At 27.6% G+C, this 19,547-nt stretch carries 14 protein-coding genes and 5 tRNA genes; 16 read left to right on the plus strand and 3 right to left on the minus strand.

Going from position 1 to position 19,547, the window contains the following annotated elements:
* Positions 1–154: 154 nt before the first annotated feature.
* From L3B96_RS17015 to addA, 11 genes are all read left to right on the plus strand, one after another.
* Positions 155–670 carry an HD domain-containing protein gene (locus L3B96_RS17015; protein WP_238948168.1) on the plus strand — a complete coding sequence of 172 codons (516 nt, stop codon included), beginning with the start codon at positions 155–157 and terminating at the stop codon, positions 668–670.
* Between the two features lie 14 nt (positions 671–684).
* The gene (locus L3B96_RS17020; protein WP_011967374.1) at positions 685–1,206 is read left to right on the plus strand and encodes a transcription repressor NadR; all 522 of its coding nucleotides are present in this window, start codon (positions 685–687) and stop codon (positions 1,204–1,206) included.
* Positions 1,207–1,208: 2 nt separating this feature from the next.
* Positions 1,209–2,594 carry an FAD-dependent oxidoreductase gene (locus L3B96_RS17025; RefSeq protein ID WP_238948169.1) on the plus strand — a complete coding sequence of 462 codons (1,386 nt, stop codon included), beginning with the start codon at positions 1,209–1,211 and terminating at the stop codon, positions 2,592–2,594.
* A gap of 16 nt (positions 2,595–2,610) precedes the next feature.
* Positions 2,611–2,838, plus strand: coding sequence for a DUF1667 domain-containing protein (locus L3B96_RS17030; RefSeq protein WP_011967376.1), 228 nt, complete (start codon positions 2,611–2,613; stop codon positions 2,836–2,838).
* Between the two features lie 119 nt (positions 2,839–2,957).
* Positions 2,958–3,048: transfer RNA gene (locus L3B96_RS17035), tRNA-Ser, on the plus strand.
* Positions 3,049–3,078: 30 nt separating this feature from the next.
* A tRNA-Ser gene (locus tag L3B96_RS17040) sits at positions 3,079–3,169 on the plus strand.
* A 243-nt stretch (positions 3,170–3,412) separates the two neighbouring features.
* Positions 3,413–3,503, plus strand: a tRNA-Ser gene (locus L3B96_RS17045).
* Between the two features lie 18 nt (positions 3,504–3,521).
* A tRNA-Ser gene (locus L3B96_RS17050) sits at positions 3,522–3,612 on the plus strand.
* Positions 3,613–3,737: 125 nt separating this feature from the next.
* On the plus strand, positions 3,738–4,253 hold the full coding sequence (locus tag L3B96_RS17055) for a GNAT family protein (RefSeq protein ID WP_077829244.1): 516 nt from the start codon (positions 3,738–3,740) through the stop codon (positions 4,251–4,253).
* Positions 4,250–7,729, plus strand: a complete 3,480-nt coding sequence (gene addB / locus L3B96_RS17060; RefSeq protein ID WP_238948170.1) for a helicase-exonuclease AddAB subunit AddB — start codon at positions 4,250–4,252, stop codon at positions 7,727–7,729. The genes L3B96_RS17055 and addB overlap by 4 nt, the downstream gene beginning before the upstream one ends.
* A 92-nt stretch (positions 7,730–7,821) precedes the next feature.
* A complete protein-coding gene (gene addA, locus L3B96_RS17065) occupies positions 7,822–11,559 on the plus strand; it encodes a helicase-exonuclease AddAB subunit AddA (RefSeq protein WP_238948171.1) in 3,738 nt (1,245 codons plus the stop codon).
* Between the two features lie 70 nt (positions 11,560–11,629).
* Here addA and L3B96_RS17070 read toward each other — a convergent pair whose 3' ends face one another.
* A complete protein-coding gene (locus tag L3B96_RS17070) occupies positions 11,630–12,811 on the minus strand; it encodes a L,D-transpeptidase (protein ID WP_238948172.1) in 1,182 nt (393 codons plus the stop codon).
* A gap of 215 nt (positions 12,812–13,026) precedes the next feature.
* Here L3B96_RS17070 and L3B96_RS17075 point away from each other — a divergent pair, with 215 nt between their 5' ends.
* The 3 genes from L3B96_RS17075 to L3B96_RS17085 all read left to right on the plus strand — a co-directional run bounded on the left by L3B96_RS17075 (position 13,027) and on the right by L3B96_RS17085 (position 14,889).
* A complete protein-coding gene (locus L3B96_RS17075) occupies positions 13,027–13,509 on the plus strand; it encodes a DUF1189 family protein (RefSeq protein ID WP_238948173.1) in 483 nt (160 codons plus the stop codon).
* A 212-nt stretch (positions 13,510–13,721) separates the two neighbouring features.
* Complete coding sequence (locus L3B96_RS17080; RefSeq protein ID WP_038456996.1) at positions 13,722–14,627, plus strand: HAMP domain-containing sensor histidine kinase; 906 nt, start codon at positions 13,722–13,724, stop codon at positions 14,625–14,627.
* A 187-nt stretch (positions 14,628–14,814) separates the two neighbouring features.
* Positions 14,815–14,889: transfer RNA gene (locus L3B96_RS17085), tRNA-Arg, on the plus strand.
* Between the two features lie 34 nt (positions 14,890–14,923).
* Here the strand turns inward: L3B96_RS17085 and L3B96_RS17090 are convergent.
* Positions 14,924–15,814: a phosphatidylserine decarboxylase gene (locus L3B96_RS17090; RefSeq protein ID WP_011967383.1), complete on the minus strand. Its 891-nt coding sequence runs from the start codon at positions 15,812–15,814 to the stop codon at positions 14,924–14,926.
* Positions 15,815–16,195: 381 nt separating this feature from the next.
* On the opposite strand from L3B96_RS17090, the gene L3B96_RS17095 reads away from it, so the two are divergent.
* Together L3B96_RS17095 and L3B96_RS17100 are read left to right on the plus strand one after the other, a co-directional pair.
* Positions 16,196–16,780, plus strand: coding sequence for a TetR/AcrR family transcriptional regulator (locus L3B96_RS17095; protein WP_017209556.1), 585 nt, complete (start codon positions 16,196–16,198; stop codon positions 16,778–16,780).
* Positions 16,781–16,941: 161 nt separating this feature from the next.
* The gene (locus L3B96_RS17100; RefSeq protein ID WP_011967385.1) at positions 16,942–17,730 is read left to right on the plus strand and encodes a Cof-type HAD-IIB family hydrolase; all 789 of its coding nucleotides are present in this window, start codon (positions 16,942–16,944) and stop codon (positions 17,728–17,730) included.
* 147 nt (positions 17,731–17,877) lie between these two features.
* Here L3B96_RS17100 and L3B96_RS17105 read toward each other — a convergent pair whose 3' ends face one another.
* Positions 17,878–19,473 (minus strand): ATP-binding cassette domain-containing protein, encoded by a 1,596-nt coding sequence (locus L3B96_RS17105; RefSeq protein ID WP_065416595.1) that lies wholly within the window; start codon positions 19,471–19,473, stop codon positions 17,878–17,880.
* Positions 19,474–19,547: the final 74 nt, after the last annotated feature.

Consider the following 19,547-nt stretch of genomic DNA (forward strand, 5'->3'; position numbering starts at 1 on the left):
TAGCTCAGTTGGGAGAGCACCTGCCTTGCACGCAGGGGGTCAAGAGTTCGAATCTCTTTATCTCCACCATTAAGAAGTTATGAAGTAATTCATAACTTTTTTTATTATACAATTATTTAATTATGTATGCTATGAATAAGCATAGGAGATGGGAATGTTTTTATACAGAATAAAACAATTTTATTGGGCAATAGAATCTATATTCATTAAGGAAGATATGGAAATACTAAAGAAGTATCTTAGTATTTCTGAGTTGAACTTATTTATGAAACTTACTAAATCAGAGCGGCAACATTCAATAAGAGTTTGTAGAACGTCTATAAAATATATAGAGGATAATAATATAGTTGATATAGATAAAAAAAGGATGGCTAAGTGTGCATTATTGCATGACATAGGAAAATTAGAATCCGAATTAAATATATTTTATAAATGCATTATTGTTTTTATGAATAGTATTACTCGCGGAAAATTTTTGAAGTATAATAAAAATAAGAAAATAATAAGTTATTATAATCATCCGGAAATTGGAGCAAGACTGATTGAGGGTATTAATAAAGATGAATGCTTAGAGGTAATAAATTCTATTAAATATCATCATAATAAAGGTGATATTGACTCGAAAAATATATATTTAAAAGTATTAAGTATATCTGATGATTGCAATTAAAATAGGAGGGAAATATGAATTCTATTGAGAGAAGAGAGGATATAATTAAATTACTTCTAGAAAGTAATGAGCCTTTGAAAGGCAGCTTTATAGCAAAAAGATATTCTGTAACTAGACAGGTTATAGTAAAAGATATAGCAATTCTTAGAGCCAAAGGTAAGAATATAATAGCAACTCCAGATGGATATATAATTAATGCAAATAATAATAAAGCTAAAGCAATTATTGCAGTAAGTCATACTGAAGATGAGATGATTGAGGAATTAAGTATAGTAATCAAATATGGTGGAATGATTGAAGATGTAGTAGTGGAACATCCATTGTATGGAGAAATAAAAGGAATGCTTATGATTAAGAATTATAATGAGTTAAATAAGTTTATTGAAAAATATAATGAACAAAAAGCAAAATTACTATCTGCATTAACTAATGGAGTTCATCTTCACACAATAGCAGCTGAAACTCAAGATGATATTGATTTAATTATATTGGAATTGAAAAAGAACAACTTTATAGTTTCAGATTTGGAGGACTAGTAATGGATTATGATGTACTAATTTTAGGCGGTGGGATAATTGGATGTGCAGTTGCCTATGAACTTTCAAAATATAATATAAATATAGCGTTAATTGAAAAGGGATATGATGTTGCAAACGATATTTCATTTGCAAATACAGCTGTAGTTTATGATGGTTCAGAATCAAGTAGTAGTAAAATGGCTCTCTTGGAGAAAAGAGGTATTGATATAATAAGGAAGCATTGTAAAAAGTTCAATGTTAGATATAATAAGATTGGTTCATTAAGGCTTTTCTTAGATGAGAGTGGCGAACTATTAAATAAAGTGTACAGTGATTCTATGGATCGAGGAATAGATGGATTTCGTATAATAGATAGTGATGAACTTTATAATGTGGAACCAAGTTTAAATTTAAAAGCAAATAAAGCTATCTATTCTGAGAATACTTCAATAATATCACCATATAACCTAGCTGTTTCATATGCAGAAATAGCTGTAGATAATGGAGTGAATTTTAGATTAGAAGAAGAGGTTATAGATATTAAGACTATTTCTAAGGGATTCAGAGTAACTACGAATAAAAATAAGTTTACTTGTAAACTAGTTATTAATACAATTCCAAATGAATCCTTTAATGATATGTGTAGTAATGTAGCAAGCGAAATGAAAAATAAAAAAGTTAGGTGTATAATAGTTAAGAAAAGTATAGGTGATAACTTAAAGAATATTATTATTGAAGATATAGATGAAGAAAATTCCATGATAAAGGTGCCAATATCGGAAAATGAAAATTTAATTGGAATTAAGATTAGTGATAATTTTAGCGCTAAATTAGAATTACCAGAAAGAATATTGAAAAATATAAAAAAAGAGTCAATAGTTAATATATTTACAGAAGTATATAGCGAAAATGATATGTTAATAGATGACAGTAATTTAGAGGCCGGTTATATAAAGGTTGTAGGAAATCACTATGCTAAAATATCAGTTGCACCAGCAATTGCTCAGGATATTGAAAAGAAAGTTAAAGTAAGTATGAATATAACGAAGAAAAAGGATTATATTGATAAAAAGAGAGAGACATATATATTTAGAGAGATGACTAAAGATCAAATAAATAGAATAATTTCTCTTGATAAGCGTTATGGCAATATTATTTGTAATTGTAATAATATTTCTGAGGGAGAAATTATTGATTCAATAAGAAGACCTTTAGGTGCAAGAACAGTAGAAGGAGTGAAAAGGCGTACAGGGATAGGTCTTGGGAACTGCAATGGTTCAAGTTGCAATATAAAGATAATAAAGATATTGGCAAGAGAGATGGATAAAAGTGTTTTAGATATAGTAGATGATTCTATGGATTCACAAATTTTAGTTGGAAGAATTAAGGAGTTTAATGAAATTTAGATTGGAGTAATTAGTAATGCCTAATAAAGATGTTTTTACCAGTTTAGTTAGAGTAAAAGGTAATATCAATTACAAAGTTGTATCAGTAAAAAGTAATAAAAGCGTTGAGAAGCACTTATGGAAAGAATTTTCAAAGGTTCTTAGTAGGATTTATGTTAGTACTCCTACTAATATTGGCGATAATATTTGTAAGAATATACTTAATACTGGCGTAGATATAATATGTACACGGAAGATAAAATAATAGCTAAACATTAAATCTATAAGCTAATATTTTATTATAATAATTTATTTTGATAAAATATTATAAAATAGTTGACATAAGTATAAGTAATTGATATAATGATACATGTCACTAGATGTGGAAAGATGGTCGAGTTGGTTTAAGGCACCGGTCTTGAAAACCGGCGTGCGTGTAAGCGTACCTAGGGTTCGAATCCCTATCTTTCCGCCATTTTTTTGTCTAAAAATATAAAATTTATTTGGAGGATTACTCAAGTGGCTGAAGAGGCGCCCCTGCTAAGGGCGTAGGTCGGGTAACTGGCGCCCGGGTTCAAATCCCGGATCCTCCGCCAAGCATCTAATATTTGTTAGGTGCTTTTTTAGTATAATTAGTTAGTCTTAGTGAAACATATAGTTTTGTTTATTTAGAATTTATATAAATTCTAAATAAACAAAACTTACTATTCTAAATTATTTGACGTTCTGTAAATCATAGCTAAAATTAAGTTTAGATAAGTGAAAAATTTAAATTTATTGCAATAAATATGTTGACATGAATAAAATTAGTTGATATAATCATATTTGTTGTGAGACATGGAAAGATGGTCGAGTTGGTTTAAGGCACCGGTCTTGAAAACCGGCGTGCGTGTAAGCGTACCTAGGGTTCGAATCCCTATCTTTCCGCCATTAAAATAGAAGGCACATGGAGGATTACTCAAGTGGCTGAAGAGGCGCCCCTGCTAAGGGCGTAGGTCGGGTAACTGGCGCCCGGGTTCAAATCCCGGATCCTCCGCCAAACATCTAACGAATTGTTAGATGTTTTTTTTGTTTTGAATTAATTTTATGGAGAAAATAAACTTGAAATATTATAATTAATATGTCTGCTTATAAAATAAATTAATTATTATAAGAAGGTGAATTATGCTAAGCGGCAGCAAAGTATATTTAAGAGTACTAAAAAAGGAAGATGTAAGTATATTATTCAAGTTACATAGTGAAGAGAAAGTTAAAAAGTATAATATAATAATTGATAGCATGGATAATAAAGTAGATTTAAGAAAAGCTTTAAGTATAGTGAATGAGGATGATAATTTAATTGGTTTTGTAACGTACAAGGAGAAAGGATATTATAGTCGGATATACTGCATTGGTATAACGATAGGTAGCGAGTATTGGGGAAGAAGTTATGGGGTAGATTCTATAAAAACCCTTCTAAGATATTTATTTAAAAAGCTGAATGCTATGAAAGTAGAATTATACGTCGCTAGTTATAATATACGAGCTATAAATTGTTATAAAAAATGTGGGTTTATAGAGGAGCATATTAAAAGATATTCTAGTTATATAGATAGAGAATATATAGATATTATAATTATGGGGATAATTAGAGAAAGATATAATTCATATTTAAAATGTGAGGATGGAAAATACGTATGAGTATAAGATTTGTTTATGGAAGATCTGGAACAGGCAAGAGTAAATTTTGCATTGACGAGATAAAAAATAATATTGATAAGAAATTAGATTTAAATAAGTTAATTCTATTAGTTCCAGAACAATATACATTTACGACCGAAAATAAAATATTACATGAAATAGGAGAACATGCTTTTTTTAGGACAGAGGTGCTGAGTTTTAAGAAAATGGCTCATAATATTTTTGAAGAATATGGTGGAAGAGTTAAAGAGATTATTAAGGAATCTGGAAGGAATATGCTAATTCATAGAGTTATAAATGAAAATATTGAGTCTTTGGATTATTTTAATAGGATGTCTAGAGAACAAGGATTTAATGAAATTATATCAGAAGTGATTTCGGAATTTAAAAAGTATAATATTAGCATTGATAGTGTAAGAGCAATAGATGAGAAAATAAATGATAATGAATTATATCAAAAAATTAAAGAGTTGATGATAATTTATGAAGCATTTAACTTAAAAATGCATGAAAATTACATTGATGGAGATGATCAGTTAACATTACTAAATAAAAAGTTATTAGAAAGTAGCGCGTATGTAGATTCTGAAGTCTGGATAGATGAATTTACTAGCTTTACACCTCAACAACTAGATATTATAAAGGTATTAGCCAAGAGATGCAGAAGAGTTAATATAACTTTTTGTATTGATAACAAATCTCTAAACAACAACTCTGAAGATATAACTGATGTATTCAATATTATAAAGAGTACTGAAAATAAAATATTAAAGATAATGAAAGAGAACAATATAGCTTATGATAAGCCAGTCAACTTAAATAATGCAATTCCTTATAGGTTTAAAGATAATCTGGAACTTGATCATATAGAAAAGTATTTTTTTTCTTACCCATTTAATGAATATGATAAGACCCCTGAGAGAATAACACTTTACAAAGCAAGTAATATTTATGACGAGATAGAAAGAGTATCAAAAAGTATTACAAGTTTGGTGAGAGAAAATGGTTATAGATATAGAGATATATCTGTAGTTTGTAGAAATATAGACGATTATGAAAAAATAATATCAGTAATATTTAAAGATTATAATATTCCATACTTTTTAGATAAAAAGATTCAATTACTAAGTAATCCATTGATTGTACTTATAAGTTCTGCTTTTGAAATTTTGCTTAAGAATTGGTCTTATGAAAGTGTATTTAAATATTTAAAGAGTGGTTTAACTGGCATAGATAATTCATATATAGATAGGTTAGAGAACTTTATATTAGAGTATGGGGTAAAGGGTTATAAATGGACATCAAGAGAAATAGTAAATGAGAAATGGTTTATAGGAAATAGTGAATTGACGGATGATAAAGTTTTAATAGCTGAAATTATGGAAGAGATAAGATATCCATTGATGATTTTTCATAATAAAATAAATGGAAAACATAAAGTTAAAGATATATGTTCAGCTATTTATGAGTTTTTAGTGGATGTAAAAGTTTTTGACAGAATTAATGAATGGATTAAAAATTTTGAAGAATTAGGATTAGAAGATAAAGTTAAGGAATATAGTCAGGTTGAAAGTATAGTTATAGACATTCTAGATCAAGCGGTCGATGTTATAGGCGAAGAGAGATTAGAGTATTCTGAGTTTTTTAGAATATTGAGTTCTGGTTTCGCCAATGAAGAGATAGGAATTATACCTGTAGCATTAGATCAGGTTAATATTGGAGATATAGCAAGAATAAAGGGCAGAGATGTTAAAGTTCTTTACATAGTAGGAATTAATGATGGAGTTCTACCGGCATCCAAGAAAGAGGAAGGTTTATTATCTGATAGAGATAGAACAACATTAGGTGAGGTTGGAATAAATTTATCATCAACAACTAGAAATAAAGTTTTTGAAGAGCAGTATCTACTATATATAGCATTAACAATTAGTAGTGAATATTTAATGCTTTCATATCCGATGGCTGATTTTGAGGGTAAATCATTAAGACCATCTATAGTAATATCTAGAATTAAAAAGATATTTCCTAATTTAATTGAAGAAAGTGCAATTTATGATTTAAAAATTCTTGAAAATAAATTTGGTAAAATTATTGCCCCAATTCCAACATTTAATGAACTTATAATTTCTATGAGAAAAGATTTTGATAAAGAATATATAGAGCCTTACTGGTCTGAGGTATATGAATGGTTTAAAAATAATGGTGAGTTTAGAGATAAAGTTAAGAATATATTTAAGGGGCTTAGTTACTCAAACATTGGAGATAAAGTTTCAAAAAACAAACTTAGAAAACTTTATCAGAATGACTTAGAAAAGTTAGTATTTAGTGTTTCAAAGTTAGAAAAGTATGCAGAATGCCCTTTTTCTTATTTTGTTCAATATGGACTAAAAGCTAAAAATAGAAAGGTATATGAATTTACACCACCAGACTTAGGATCATTTGTACACGAAATGCTTGATTCATTCACTAATAAAGTTAGAGAAGATGGAATACTATGGTCCGATTTAAGCAATGAAAAATGTAAGGAGATAATATCTAACCTTATTGATAAGAAATTAATGGATGAAAGTAATTCTATATTAAATAGTACTAAGAAATTTAAATATTTAGCGCAAAGATTTAAAAGAGTAATATCTAAATCTGTTTCAGTTATTGCAAGTCAAATAGGAAAAGGTGAATTTGAAGTATTTAAAACTGAATTTGATTTTGGAAGTTATAGCTCGGGAGAAGCTATAACATTAAATTTGAATGATAATGAAAAAGTGTATCTTCAAGGAAGAATTGATAGAATAGATAAATTAGATTTAGATGGTGAAACTTATATAAGAATTATAGATTATAAAACTGGAGCGAAAAAATTTGATTTAAATGAACTATATTATGGATTACAAATGCAATTATTAGTTTATTTAGATGCACTTATAAAGAATTCGAAATATATACTTGATAAACAAGTAAAGCCAGGAGCAATATTATACTTTAAAATAGATGATCCTATAATAAAAAGCAAGAAAGAAATGACTGATGAAGAAGTAGAAAAAGAAGTATTAAGTGCTTTAAAGATGAAAGGATTAGTCTTAAAAGATGCGAGGGTTGTAAAAGCTATGGATAAGGATATAGAAGGATATTCATTGGTTATACCAGCATCATTTAAGACTGATGGAAGTTTTAAGGCAACTAGTGATGTTGTAACAGAAGAGGAGTTTAGAATACTTAGAGAATATGTAAATAGGAAGATGATAGAGATATGTGAAGAAATGCTAAGTGGAGATATTAAAATTCAGCCGACTAAGAATTCTAACATTGCTCATTGTGAATACTGTGATTTTTCATCAATATGCCAATTTGATACAGAAATAAAAGACAATAAATACAAAATTATAATAAACAAATCTACAAATGATATATGGAATAATATAAAAAAAGAAATTGATAATTCTAATAAATTAATTAAAGTTGAAAATGAGGAAGTATAGTACTATAAAAGAATCTAGTATATTTTTGATTAAAATTAATTAGGTTTTCTTACAGCTAAAGCGATTTTAATTAGTACAGGAGAGATTTATATATGGGTAATACAAAATGGACTGATGAACAGTTAAGTGCAATTGAAACGAGAAATTGTAATTTACTAGTTGCGGCGGCGGCGGGTTCAGGTAAAACTGCTGTTTTAGTAGAGAGGATCATAAGAATAATTACTAATGAAGAGAATCCAGTTGATATAGATAAGTTATTGGTTGTAACTTTTACTAATGCAGCAGCTGCTGAGATGAGGGAAAGGATAGCAGATGCGATATCAAAGGAATTAGAGAATAATCCTAGGTCTAAAAATCTACAGAGGCAATTAACGCTGTTAAATAGAGCTAATATCACTACAATGCATTCGTTTTGCTTAGATGTAATTAAAAATAATTACCATAGGATTGATCTAGATCCATCATTTAGAATAGGTGATCAGACTGAGGGAATACTAATTAAATCGGAAGTTATTGAAGAACTTTTCGAAGATAAATACGAGGAAGAAGATACTGAGTTTACTAATTTGGTTGAGATATTTAGTAGCTACAAAAATGATAATAATTTAAAAAATTTAGTATTAGATTTATATAGCTTTACAATGTCAGGCCCATGGCCTGAAAAATGGCTTGCTAATAGTGCTGAGTCTTTTAATATTAAACAATTAGATGAATTGGATAGAACTAATTGGGTGAGAGTTTTAGCTCAAAGCGTAAAAATTGAGTTAGATGGGTATGTTAAAATGTTAGAAAAGGCCATTGAGGTTACTAGCAAAACTGATGGATTAGAACCTTATATGGATAACTTATTAATGGAATTAAGTTATATAAGGAATGCTTATGAATCTACTGATAATGGACTTGAGGAAATGTTTAATTCATTATCATCAATACAATTCAGTAGATTAAAATCTATAAAAAAAGATAAGGTTTCAGATGAGTTGTCTCAAAATACTGTAAAAAAGATTAGAGATGATGTTAAAAAGGGAATATCTGAATTATTAAATAATGCATATTCAGTAAATCCACAGCAAATGTTAAGGAATATTCAAGGGGCATATCATTACATAAAAAAATTGATAGAATTAGTTTTAGAATTTAGTGCTAGGTTTAGTAAACGAAAACGAGAAAGAAATATATTAGATTTTAATGATTTAGAGCATTTATGTTTAAAAATATTAAGTGATTATGATGATGAGAATAATATAATTCCATCAAGTATTGCAATGAATTTTAAAGAATATTTCGATGAAGTACTTGTTGATGAGTATCAAGATTCAAATAACGTTCAAGAAACAATAATAAACCTAGTATCCAGAAAGAATGATGATAATCCAAATGTATTTATGGTTGGGGACGTTAAGCAAAGTATATATAGATTTAGACAAGCAAAACCTGAATTATTCATTGAAAAATATAATACATATGATTCAAGTAATGGAACGAATAGAAAAATTCAATTATATAAAAATTTTAGAAGTCGAAGAGAAATTATAGATGGAGTAAATTACATCTTTAAAGAAGTAATGTCTGAAGTTGTTGGAGAGTTAGAATATACAGATGAGGAAGCTTTAAATTTAGGCGCAGACTTTAAGGAAAATAAATTCAAAGATACAATTGTTGGAGGCCCTATTGAAGTTAATATAATTGATAAGAGCCATAATGAAACGGTTGTAGAAGATAATGAGGAACAGGAAGAAATAAATAATGTTATTTTAGAAGGTAGGATCGTTGCGAAAAGAATTAAAGAACTAATGTCAAAAAGTGAAGATGAACAAATTTTTAAAGTTTTAGATAAGGAATCTGGTGAATATAGGCCATTAAAATATAGGGATATAGTTATTTTACTTAGAGCCACTAAAAACTGGTCAGAGACATTATTAGATGAGTTAAGTGCAGAAGGAATTCCAGTGTATGCAGATACAGGATCTGGTTATTTTGAATCAATTGAGATTAGAACAATAATTTCTCTTTTAAAGGTTGTTGATAATCCAATGCAGGACATTCCAGTAATATCAGTAATGAGATCTCCCATTATGGGATTTTCGGCAGAAGAAATAAGTGATATTAGACTTGTAAAAAAAGATAATTATTTTTATGAAAATATAAAATATATAAGTGAAGAAGCTTATAATTCAATTAATGAATCTTATTCTGATGTATTGATAGCTAAATGTAAGTATTTTATTAATTCCGTTGACAAGTGGAGAAATAAATCAATTTATATGGCAATTGATGAATTTATATGGTATTTATATATGGATACTGCTTATTATGGATATGTTGGAGCTATGCCAAATGGAGTGCTTAGGCAAGCAAACTTAAAAATACTTTTTCAAAGAGCAAGACAATTTGAGAAAACGAGTTTTAAGGGATTATTTAATTTTATAAATTTTATAAATAAACTTATAAAATCTTCAGGTGACATGGGAAGTGCTCAAGTATTAGGTGAAAATGAGGATGTAGTGAGAATTATGAGTATCCATAAAAGTAAGGGGCTAGAGTTTCCAGTGGTATTCTTATGCGGGTTAGGAAAGAATTTTAACCTTATGGATTTAAATAAAAGCATATTGTACCACGATGAATTAGGACTTGGGCCAGATTTTATAGATATAGGAAAAAGGTTTAGCATAGGAACTTTAGCTAAAGAATCAATAAAGAAAAAGATGAAATTTGAAACATTGTCGGAGGAAATGAGAATACTGTATGTAGCATGTACTAGGGCAAAGGAAAAGTTGATTATGACAGGTACAGTAGGAAATCTTGAAAAATCAGCTGAAAAATGGTTAGGATCAGCATCTTTAGATTATAATCGTATATCCCCTTCGGAAGTTTTAAAAGGAAAGTCATATTTAGATTGGATTTGTATGTCACTATGCCAACATAGAGATGGTAGTGTCTTATCAGAAAGTTTTGGAACTGAAAATTTAATATTAAAGGATGATAATTCTAGGTGGAAAGTTAGTTTTTGGAATAAGGGCGACTTAATTGATAAGACGAAGACAGAAGTGTTAGAACAAGGTGAAGGATATGAGTTAACAATAATAAATAATAAACCATATGATAATTATTTATATGAAGAAGTAGATAAAATATTATCATATAAATATCCATTTAAAGCTTCAACAATAATTAAAAGTAATATTTCAGTTTCAGATTTAAAGAGAAGGCATGCAGAAGAAGATTACGATACTGAACAATTATACAGAGAAAAAGTAAAAGTTGTTCCTAAGTTTCTTCAAGAAAAGAAAGGTCTTACTCCTTCAGAAAAGGGTACTGCAGTTCATTTTGTAATGAAAAAAATAGATTTTAATAGAGTATCATCTACGGAGGAAATTAAAGAACAATTACACGAATTATTTGAAAAGGAGCTTTTGCTTAGCGAAGAATTAAAGGTAATTAATCCTACTAAAATACTGAGCTTTTTTAGGTCGGATTTAGGGAAAAAAATTCTTGATTTAAATTGTAGGGGAGAAAAGATTTATAGAGAAATACCTTTTTATACAGAGATAAGCAGTTTAGAAGTAGATAAAACACTTGATAATATATATAAGGATGAAAAGATAAGATTACAAGGAATAATTGATTGTTTCTTTGAATATAAGGGAGATATTATACTTATAGATTACAAAACGGATTATATCATGGAAGGCCATGAAGATGAATTTAAAGAGAAATATAGGAAACAATTAGATTATTATAGTGATGCAATATTTAAGTTAACAGGTAAAAAGGTTAAATATAAGTACTTATATTCATTTTATTTAGAAAAAGAAATTAAAATAATATAAATGTGTTTAAGTAAAATAATAAGAAAAGCAAGAAGACAAAAATAAATTTATCTTCTTGCTTTTTTAATAGTTATTTTATTATAACTTTACTTTCTCTAGGTATGTTGGTAAAGATCCATTTGGCATCATCTATAGAGAGTCTAATACAACCATGAGAAGAAGGTTTATTCATTGTATAATCTAGAACTGTAGTTTTGTCTTTAGCAAATGGAACTGAATGAAATAAAATGTCTCCAGTAATTTGAGTCCAGTATTTTCCACCTTCCTTATATTCTTCTGAAAAGAACCAATCACCTCTCTCTTTAATAGTAAATGATCCAGGAGGTGTATCCTCTCCACTTATTCCAGTGGAACAAGGGAATGCTTTAACCAAGTGCCATTTATCAGCCTTTCCTTTATAAACATAAGTCTTTTGATCTTGAATGTTTACGTTTATAAGATAAGGTGTTGTACTCTCTATATTTAATGTATTAATATTTTTCGATGTAATATTGGTTGTCAAGGCACGCGATGAAGCTTCAGCAATAGCTGAATTTTTATCTAAGTATTCTTGTTGTTTTTCTTTTATGTCTGCTATCTTTTCTTTTACATCTATGTCATCACCTAAAAGATCATTATTGTCTGAAATTTTAGACATAGCTTCGCTATAGTAATCATTGCTAATTAAATTATCGCAGTAAGCAAATAAATCCTCCTTTAGTTTACTTTTTGATTCATCTAGGTATATAAGTGAATCTGTATAGTTAAGATCTAAAGCAGAAACTTTTTTAAAGAATGAAATGGCCTCTGAATATTGTTCATTATTAAAAGAATTAATACCAGAGTTATAATTTTTAATAGAATCTTGAATTAAGTCTATTGAATCAGAAGCATTATGTAGAGCATCATCATTCACTAGATTATAACGTTTTATTTCCTTAACCTGAATTAAGGCATCTTCAGAAGAAATTTTCTTATCTTGGATTTCATCTGATAAAGTATTAATTTTAGTTCTAAAATATTTGGATACATCATGACTAATCATAGATAATTTAAATGGATTAAAGTTTTGTTTAGTTATTAATAAGTTATTAGCTTCAGAAAATTTATAATTATCAAAATCTGATTTGAAGTTATTTAAAAGTTTATTATAACTGTATAACTCATAAAAGCAGCTAGAAGATAATGTTATTAACAAAGCTAGTACATATATAATTCTTTTAGGTAATTTTTTAGTTTTTAACTTTTTATAATAAAATGTATTTATGCTCAAATAAATGCCTCCTAATGAAGTAACTAATATATTTAGAGTGAATTTGAATAAGATATTGCCGATTAATCTTTTATTTAATTACAAAGTCCTCTTTTATTTATATAATATTGACAATAAAAGTAAATAATAAACCTTGAAGTTTAAACTAATTTTAATATGTGTTAATATACTTAATAGGCCTTATGAAAGTAGACAATATTTATCTGGAGGGGAAAATGACTAATAAAACTAATTTTTTTATAAAGCTTATAACTTCTATATATGACATAAAGGTTTTTTCTAAATATGCGAAAGAAGGAATATTACGATCAATCTCATATGCAATATTCCTTAGTTTCTTATTAGGAGGCTTAAAGAGTGCATTTGTTCAATATAAGAATTATAATTTAGATATAATATCTTTAGTAGATCAAACGGTAGCATATTTTTCAATAATACTTTTTAATTTATTATTAAATTCCTTAATTGTATCAATTGTTGCAGCGCTTTTTACAGTATTTTTAAGAATGGTAGTCAAATATATAGCTTTATATTCTTTAACCTTATATGCGGCTACATTGCCATTAATAATACAAATAATACTAGAAATAGCTAATACTAATATAAGCTTTGATACTATGTTTATTGTTGGAACATTAACCTATGTAATATTGATATTAAAGTATATAAAGGATGAAATAATAAGAAACTATACTTAGTAATATAAGCATATATATAAATTTTTCAAATTATTATCTAAATTTGTAATATTCAATTATTAAACTTAAATGAACAATTATATAATCTTTTGGAATTAGAAATATCATATCAAATTTATTTAATATGGTTGTTAGCCGGGAAGTTATGTGATATTATATATTAAGGGTATATGGTAAAAAAAGTAAAAAAAATTACAAAAGGGGATTTAAAAATGGTTGAGGTTAATATTTTGAAAGATAATCAGATTGATAGGGAAAATATATTGAATAAAAATGACCTTATTAAGTTATCGAAAGATGAATTAGTTAGCAAACTTATTAATTTATCAGAATCTAAGAAAAATCAAGAAGATTTTATTTTGAATATTTCACATGATTTGAGATCACCATTAAATATAATTTTAAGTGTTTTACAATGTTACAAGGATGATTATAAAGATATTAAAAGGTATGGTAAATGCCAGGATCACATGGATGTTATAAAAAGAAATTCATATAAAATATTAAAACTTGTAAACAATCTAATAGATACAACAAAATTAGAAAAAAATCATTATAGTATTAAAAGAGAGAATTTAGATGTAATTAATTTAATAGAGTGGAATATATCTTCAATAGATAAATATGCTAAGCAGAAGGAGATCTCTTTAGTTTTTGATACAAATGTTGAAGAGTGCATAATGGCAGTAGACCCAGAAGCAATAGATAGAATAATAATGAATTTAATTTCTAATGCAATAAAGTTCTCGCCAAAGGGAAGTAATATATATATAAATGCGTGGAAAAGTATAAATCAATTAACTATTTCGGTAAGGGATGAAGGAATTGGGATACCAAAGGAAGAACAAAATACAATTTTTAATAGATTTGTTCAATCTTCAAGAAATAAAAAATCTGAGAATTCGGGAAGTGGGATAGGTCTTGATCTAGTTAGATACTTAACTCAAGCTCATAATGGTAGTATCGAATTGAAAAGTGAAGAGAATTCTGGTTGTGAATTTATAATTAAGCTACCAATAGAAAGATTACAGGATGATGAAAATAATAGAGATAAATGTTTAAATATTAAAAGTAAAGTGGAAGTACTTGAGGTAGAGTTTTCTGATATATATTTGTAAAAGTCATCATGAACAAGGATAGTTATCTAAAAATTAAACCTAATTTTTAGATAACTTATTCCAAATTGTATATGGGACTAAGTTGAATAATAGTATTAAATTTATAAAATTATGAGAATAATCAAATTATAAACTTGATTATTATAACCGCTTGTGATAAGATAAACTTGTTGTAAAAATTGAATATGGAGCGTTAGTTAAACGGATATAACATACCGCTACGGACGGTACATTGAGGGTTCGATTCCTTCACGCTCTGCCAAAATAAAAAGAATGGGTAACCCATTCTTTTTATTTTATAAAACTTTAGTACCAATATTTTCACCAAATATAACTTTACATTCAAAGCCTAATTTAGATTGTTCTATAATATCAGCATCTATTTCTATAGATCCTTGTTCAAAGAATAATATAGTTGTAGATCCTCCAAATTTAAAATAGCCTTTTTCGTCACCTTTATTTACTCTAACTCTAGGGGAATAAGTTTGAATTATTGAACCTACACATGTAGCACCAACCTCTATATGAAGTACATCTTTAAAGTTATCTGATTTAAATAAAGACCATTCTCTTTTATTTTCACAAAAAAGTTTAGGAACAGATTTTAAAGCTATTGGATTTACAGAATAATAGTGCCCTTTTATAGGATGATTTTCATATGGAATACCAGAATCTATAAAGTGAAATCTATGATAGTCAGTAGGGCATAAGCGTAATACAACGCATATTCCATTTTTATATTTACTAGCTACATTATCATCATTAATTAACTCTTTTAAACTATAAGTTAATCCCTTAATTTGAATTATATTATCTAAGTCAATGTCTTCATAGGCAGTTATTCTTCCATCTCCTGGAGAGATTAATATATTATTATCTGAATTTATTGGTCTAGCATCAAAATTTAATTCTCTCGTAAAGAAATCATTAAAAGATTTAAATTCATTAATTTTCTTCTTCGACATAGCCATATCAATATTAAAGCTATCTACAAATGGTGAAATTTTGGATTTGCTTAGCTTTGTATCACAATACTTCCCATATAACTTAGAAAATAATTTTTTCTTTGCAATAAGTTCAGTAATTGTTTTACCAACTGGTGATTCATAGGTCCATTCTATATATTTCTTTCCAGCGATAAGTTCTTCTTCATAAGATTTTGTAGTTCTATTATATACTTGAATCATAAATACAAATGTCAAAACTTTATTAAATAATTTAGAGATAACAGCTCTAAAGATTTATAATGTTACAGTTATGACAAGTATCCTCCATTTCTTATTTTAATTAGATATATCTAGTTAAATCTATAGAATAATCATTTAGTAAATAATATAGAAAAACTGATATATTGAATAAATTATGTGTAACATACATAGTTTATTTTTTACCTTAATATTAATTTTATCACAGATAATCAAAATTTCAAAAGTAAGATTATATGTACTGAAAGTTTCATTTTTGATATAAATAGTAATATGTAGAATTGTGGTTTAATAATGAACTAAATGATATAATATATTGATAATATTAGCATAAGTAATTATTGAAAAATGAGGAGAAATGTTATGAACAAAACAAAGAACTTGATTTTTAAATCTGCAATAAAAATATTTTCTGAATCTGGATATAGAGGTGCTACTATGGATGATATAGCTGCCAATGCTGGACTTGTAAAGGGGACATTATACTATCATTTCAAGAGTAAAGAGGAAATATTTAATTTCATTGTTGAGGAGGGATTGCAAATATTACAAAATCAAGTTATTGAAGTTCAGAATATCAATATAGGTCCTATTGAAAAATTAATAAAAATATGTAGAATACAATTAACATTTTTATATGGGTATACAGATTTTTTTAAAATAGTAATGAGCCAGTTGTGGGGGACTGAGCATAGACAAAATGAATTGCGTCATAAGATACGAAAGTATATAAATGAAATTGAAATTAATATAAGAACTGCAATGGAAATTGGGGAAATTAAAAAAGGAGATGTAGAACTTATTGCATTCCAATTTTTTGGATCACTATGTTCATCTGCAATATATGAATCTATACATATAGAGAAGATAAATTTAGAAGATATTATAGAGAGTACTATTAAGTTTACATTGAATGGATTAGGAATAGATATAAATAGATATATTTAAAATATGAAGTTTATATTTTAGATTCTAGATAAATGTAATTAGTTCTAGTTTACACTTATAATTAAATATAAATAGGGAGTGTATAGAGAAACATTTTTTATGAGCAGTATATATAATCATTACCAAATTGAATAAAATAACGAGGGAACTGGGGGATACTAATGAAATTTTTAGCGAGTGATTTAGATGGAACGCTATTTAGAGATAACAAAATTTCAGAAAAGGATTTAGATGCATTGAGGCGACTAAAAGCGTTTGGAAATAAGATAATAATTTCAACAGGAAGAAGTTTAAAAGGAGTAAATAGTATTTTAAAGGAATATCCATTTGAGTATGATTACTTGGTTATGTGTAATGGTGGAGTGATAATGGATAACAGAAACAATATTATACATGAGAAATCAATACCGAATAAAATACAAAATAGAATAATAGCTGATTTTTATGATATAGGAGATTCCTTAATATATTATGATGATGGAAATGATACTTATATGATAGAAAATAAATTAGTTGATGTTTCAGCTGTAGATGCTGATTTTTTTAATCATTTTTCTAATAGGGTAACATTAGAAGAAGCATTGAGTAGCGTATCAGATTCACAAATTATGAGTGTGTTTAATGTATCTCAATCTATAGAAAAATCGGAATTGGTAAGAGAAAAGTTGATAAATGAATATGATGAGTATATAGAAGCTTTTAGAAATCAAGTATTTGTAGATATAGTTGCAAAGAATTGTTCAAAGGGAAATGCAATTATGATGATTTTGGAAGATGAAAATAAGGGCGTTGATAGCTTATATACGGTCGGCGATTCAATGAATGATATTTCCATGTTTAAGATTACCAATAATAGTTATACATTTAATTCAGTAGAAGAACTAATTAAACCATATGCTGATAATCTTGTAGATCATGTTTTTGAAGTAATAGAAGATATGCTAAGATAAAAGATTAATTTAGAGATTATAACTTATTCAGCAAATTAAATGGAAAATAATTTATTAAAGAAATATAAAAGTTCAGCAATTTATAGAAATGCTGAACTTTTTATTATAAGTATATTACATATAATCTTAATTTATATGGTTAAATTATTATTTATTAGAATTAGAAAATTCTAAGTATTCATCAAATGTCATAGTTCTATCAACTATAGAACCATCATCTTTAATATCTATGATTCTATTTGCTATAGTTTGAACAAACTGATGGTCATGAGAAGCAAATAATATATTACTATTATAATCTTTCAAACCATTATTTACAGCTGTAATTGATTCAAGGTCAAGGTGATTCGTAGGTTGATCTAACATTAATACATTAGCATTAGAAAGCATCATTTTAGACAACATACATCTAACTTTTTCTCCTCCTGATAATACATTGGCTTCTTTTAATGCTTCCTCACCAGAGAATAACATTCTGCCTAGGAATCCTCTGATATAGCTTTCAGATTTTTCCTCTGAATATTGTCTAAGCCAATCTACTAAAGAAAGATTACAATCGTCAAAGTATTTTGAGTTATCAGCTGGGAAGTAAGCATTAGTTATAGTTATTCCCCATTTATATTCACCGCTATCTGGTTCCATTTCTCCAGATAATATTTTGAATAATGTAGTTACGGCTATTTCATTACCAATAAGAGCAATTTTATCACCTTTATTTACTATGAAATTCACGTTATCTAATACTTTAACACCATCTACTGTTTTTGATAAATCTTTAACCATTAAGATATCATTACCAACTTCTCTTTCAGGTTTAAAACCTACAAATGGATATTTTCTACTTGATGGTTGAATATCATCTAAAGTAATTTTATCCAAAAGTTTTTTACGAGAAGTAGCCTGCTTAGATTTAGAAGCATTAGCACTAAATCTTGCAATAAAGTCCTGTAATTCCTTAATCTTTTCTTCCTTTTTCTTGTTTTGATCTTTTGACATTTGAAGAGCTAATTGACTTGATTCATACCAGAAGTCATAGTTACCTACATAAATTTTTATCTTTCCAAAGTCAACGTCAGCCATTTGAGTACAAACTGAATTTAAGAAGTGTCTATCATGCGATACAACTATAACAGTTCCATCAAAGTTACCTAAAAAGTCTTCTAACCAGTTTACAGCCTTTAAATCAAGACCGTTAGTAGGTTCGTCTAGAATTAGTATTCCAGGATTACCAAATAAGGCTTGAGCTAAAAGAACTTTAATTTTTTCTCCACCAGTCAATTCTGATACATTTTTAAAGTGAAGATCAGTTCCTATGCCTAATCCTTGTAAAAGTGAAGATGCTTCGGATTCTGCTTCCCAACCATTAAGTTCAGCAAATTCACCTTCTAATTCAGATGCTTTAATTCCATCTTCATCAGAAAAGTCAGGTTTAGCATAAATTTCATCCTTTTCCTTCATTATTTGGTATAGTCTTTCATTTCCCATTATTACAGTTTCTAGGACTTGAAAATTATCATACTTATAATGTTCTTGTTTTAAAACGGACATTCTTAAATTAGGAGCAATTGTAACTTCTCCAGTATTAGGTTCTATTTCACCTGATAATATTTTTAAGAATGTACTCTTTCCAGCTCCATTAGCACCAATAACTCCATAACAATTTCCTGGAGTGAATTTAAGGTTGACATCTTCAAAAAGCTTACGTCCACCAAATCTCAAACTAACATTTGATACGTTTATCAATATATTTCGACCTCATTTCTTCTTAATTGTAATAATGCACAATTAGGGAAAAAATCCTTTCTATCGTTAAAATA

The sequence above is a fragment of the Clostridium sp. YIM B02569 genome, assembly GCF_022320765.1.
GTDB lineage: Bacteria > Bacillota > Clostridia > Clostridiales > Clostridiaceae > Clostridium > Clostridium beijerinckii.

Bases quoted from the DNA above. Each gene is read 5' to 3' on its own strand.
- L3B96_RS17020 (WP_011967374.1), top strand. From the start codon at position 685: ATGAATTCTATTGAGAGAAGAGAGGATATAATTAAATTACTTCTAGAA.
- L3B96_RS17095 (WP_017209556.1), top strand. From the start codon at position 16,196: ATGAACAAAACAAAGAACTTGATTTTTAAATCTGCAATAAAAATATTT.
- L3B96_RS17080 (WP_038456996.1), top strand. From the start codon at position 13,722: ATGGTTGAGGTTAATATTTTGAAAGATAATCAGATTGATAGGGAAAAT.
- addA (WP_238948171.1), top strand. From the start codon at position 7,822: ATGGGTAATACAAAATGGACTGATGAACAGTTAAGTGCAATTGAAACG.
- L3B96_RS17030 (WP_011967376.1), top strand. From the start codon at position 2,611: ATGCCTAATAAAGATGTTTTTACCAGTTTAGTTAGAGTAAAAGGTAAT.
- addB (WP_238948170.1), top strand. From the start codon at position 4,250: ATGAGTATAAGATTTGTTTATGGAAGATCTGGAACAGGCAAGAGTAAA.
- L3B96_RS17025 (WP_238948169.1), top strand. From the start codon at position 1,209: ATGGATTATGATGTACTAATTTTAGGCGGTGGGATAATTGGATGTGCA.
- L3B96_RS17015 (WP_238948168.1), top strand. From the start codon at position 155: ATGTTTTTATACAGAATAAAACAATTTTATTGGGCAATAGAATCTATA.
- L3B96_RS17075 (WP_238948173.1), top strand. From the start codon at position 13,027: ATGACTAATAAAACTAATTTTTTTATAAAGCTTATAACTTCTATATAT.
- L3B96_RS17055 (WP_077829244.1), top strand. From the start codon at position 3,738: ATGCTAAGCGGCAGCAAAGTATATTTAAGAGTACTAAAAAAGGAAGAT.
- L3B96_RS17100 (WP_011967385.1), top strand. From the start codon at position 16,942: ATGAAATTTTTAGCGAGTGATTTAGATGGAACGCTATTTAGAGATAAC.
- L3B96_RS17090 (WP_011967383.1), bottom strand. From the start codon at position 15,814: ATGATTCAAGTATATAATAGAACTACAAAATCTTATGAAGAAGAACTT.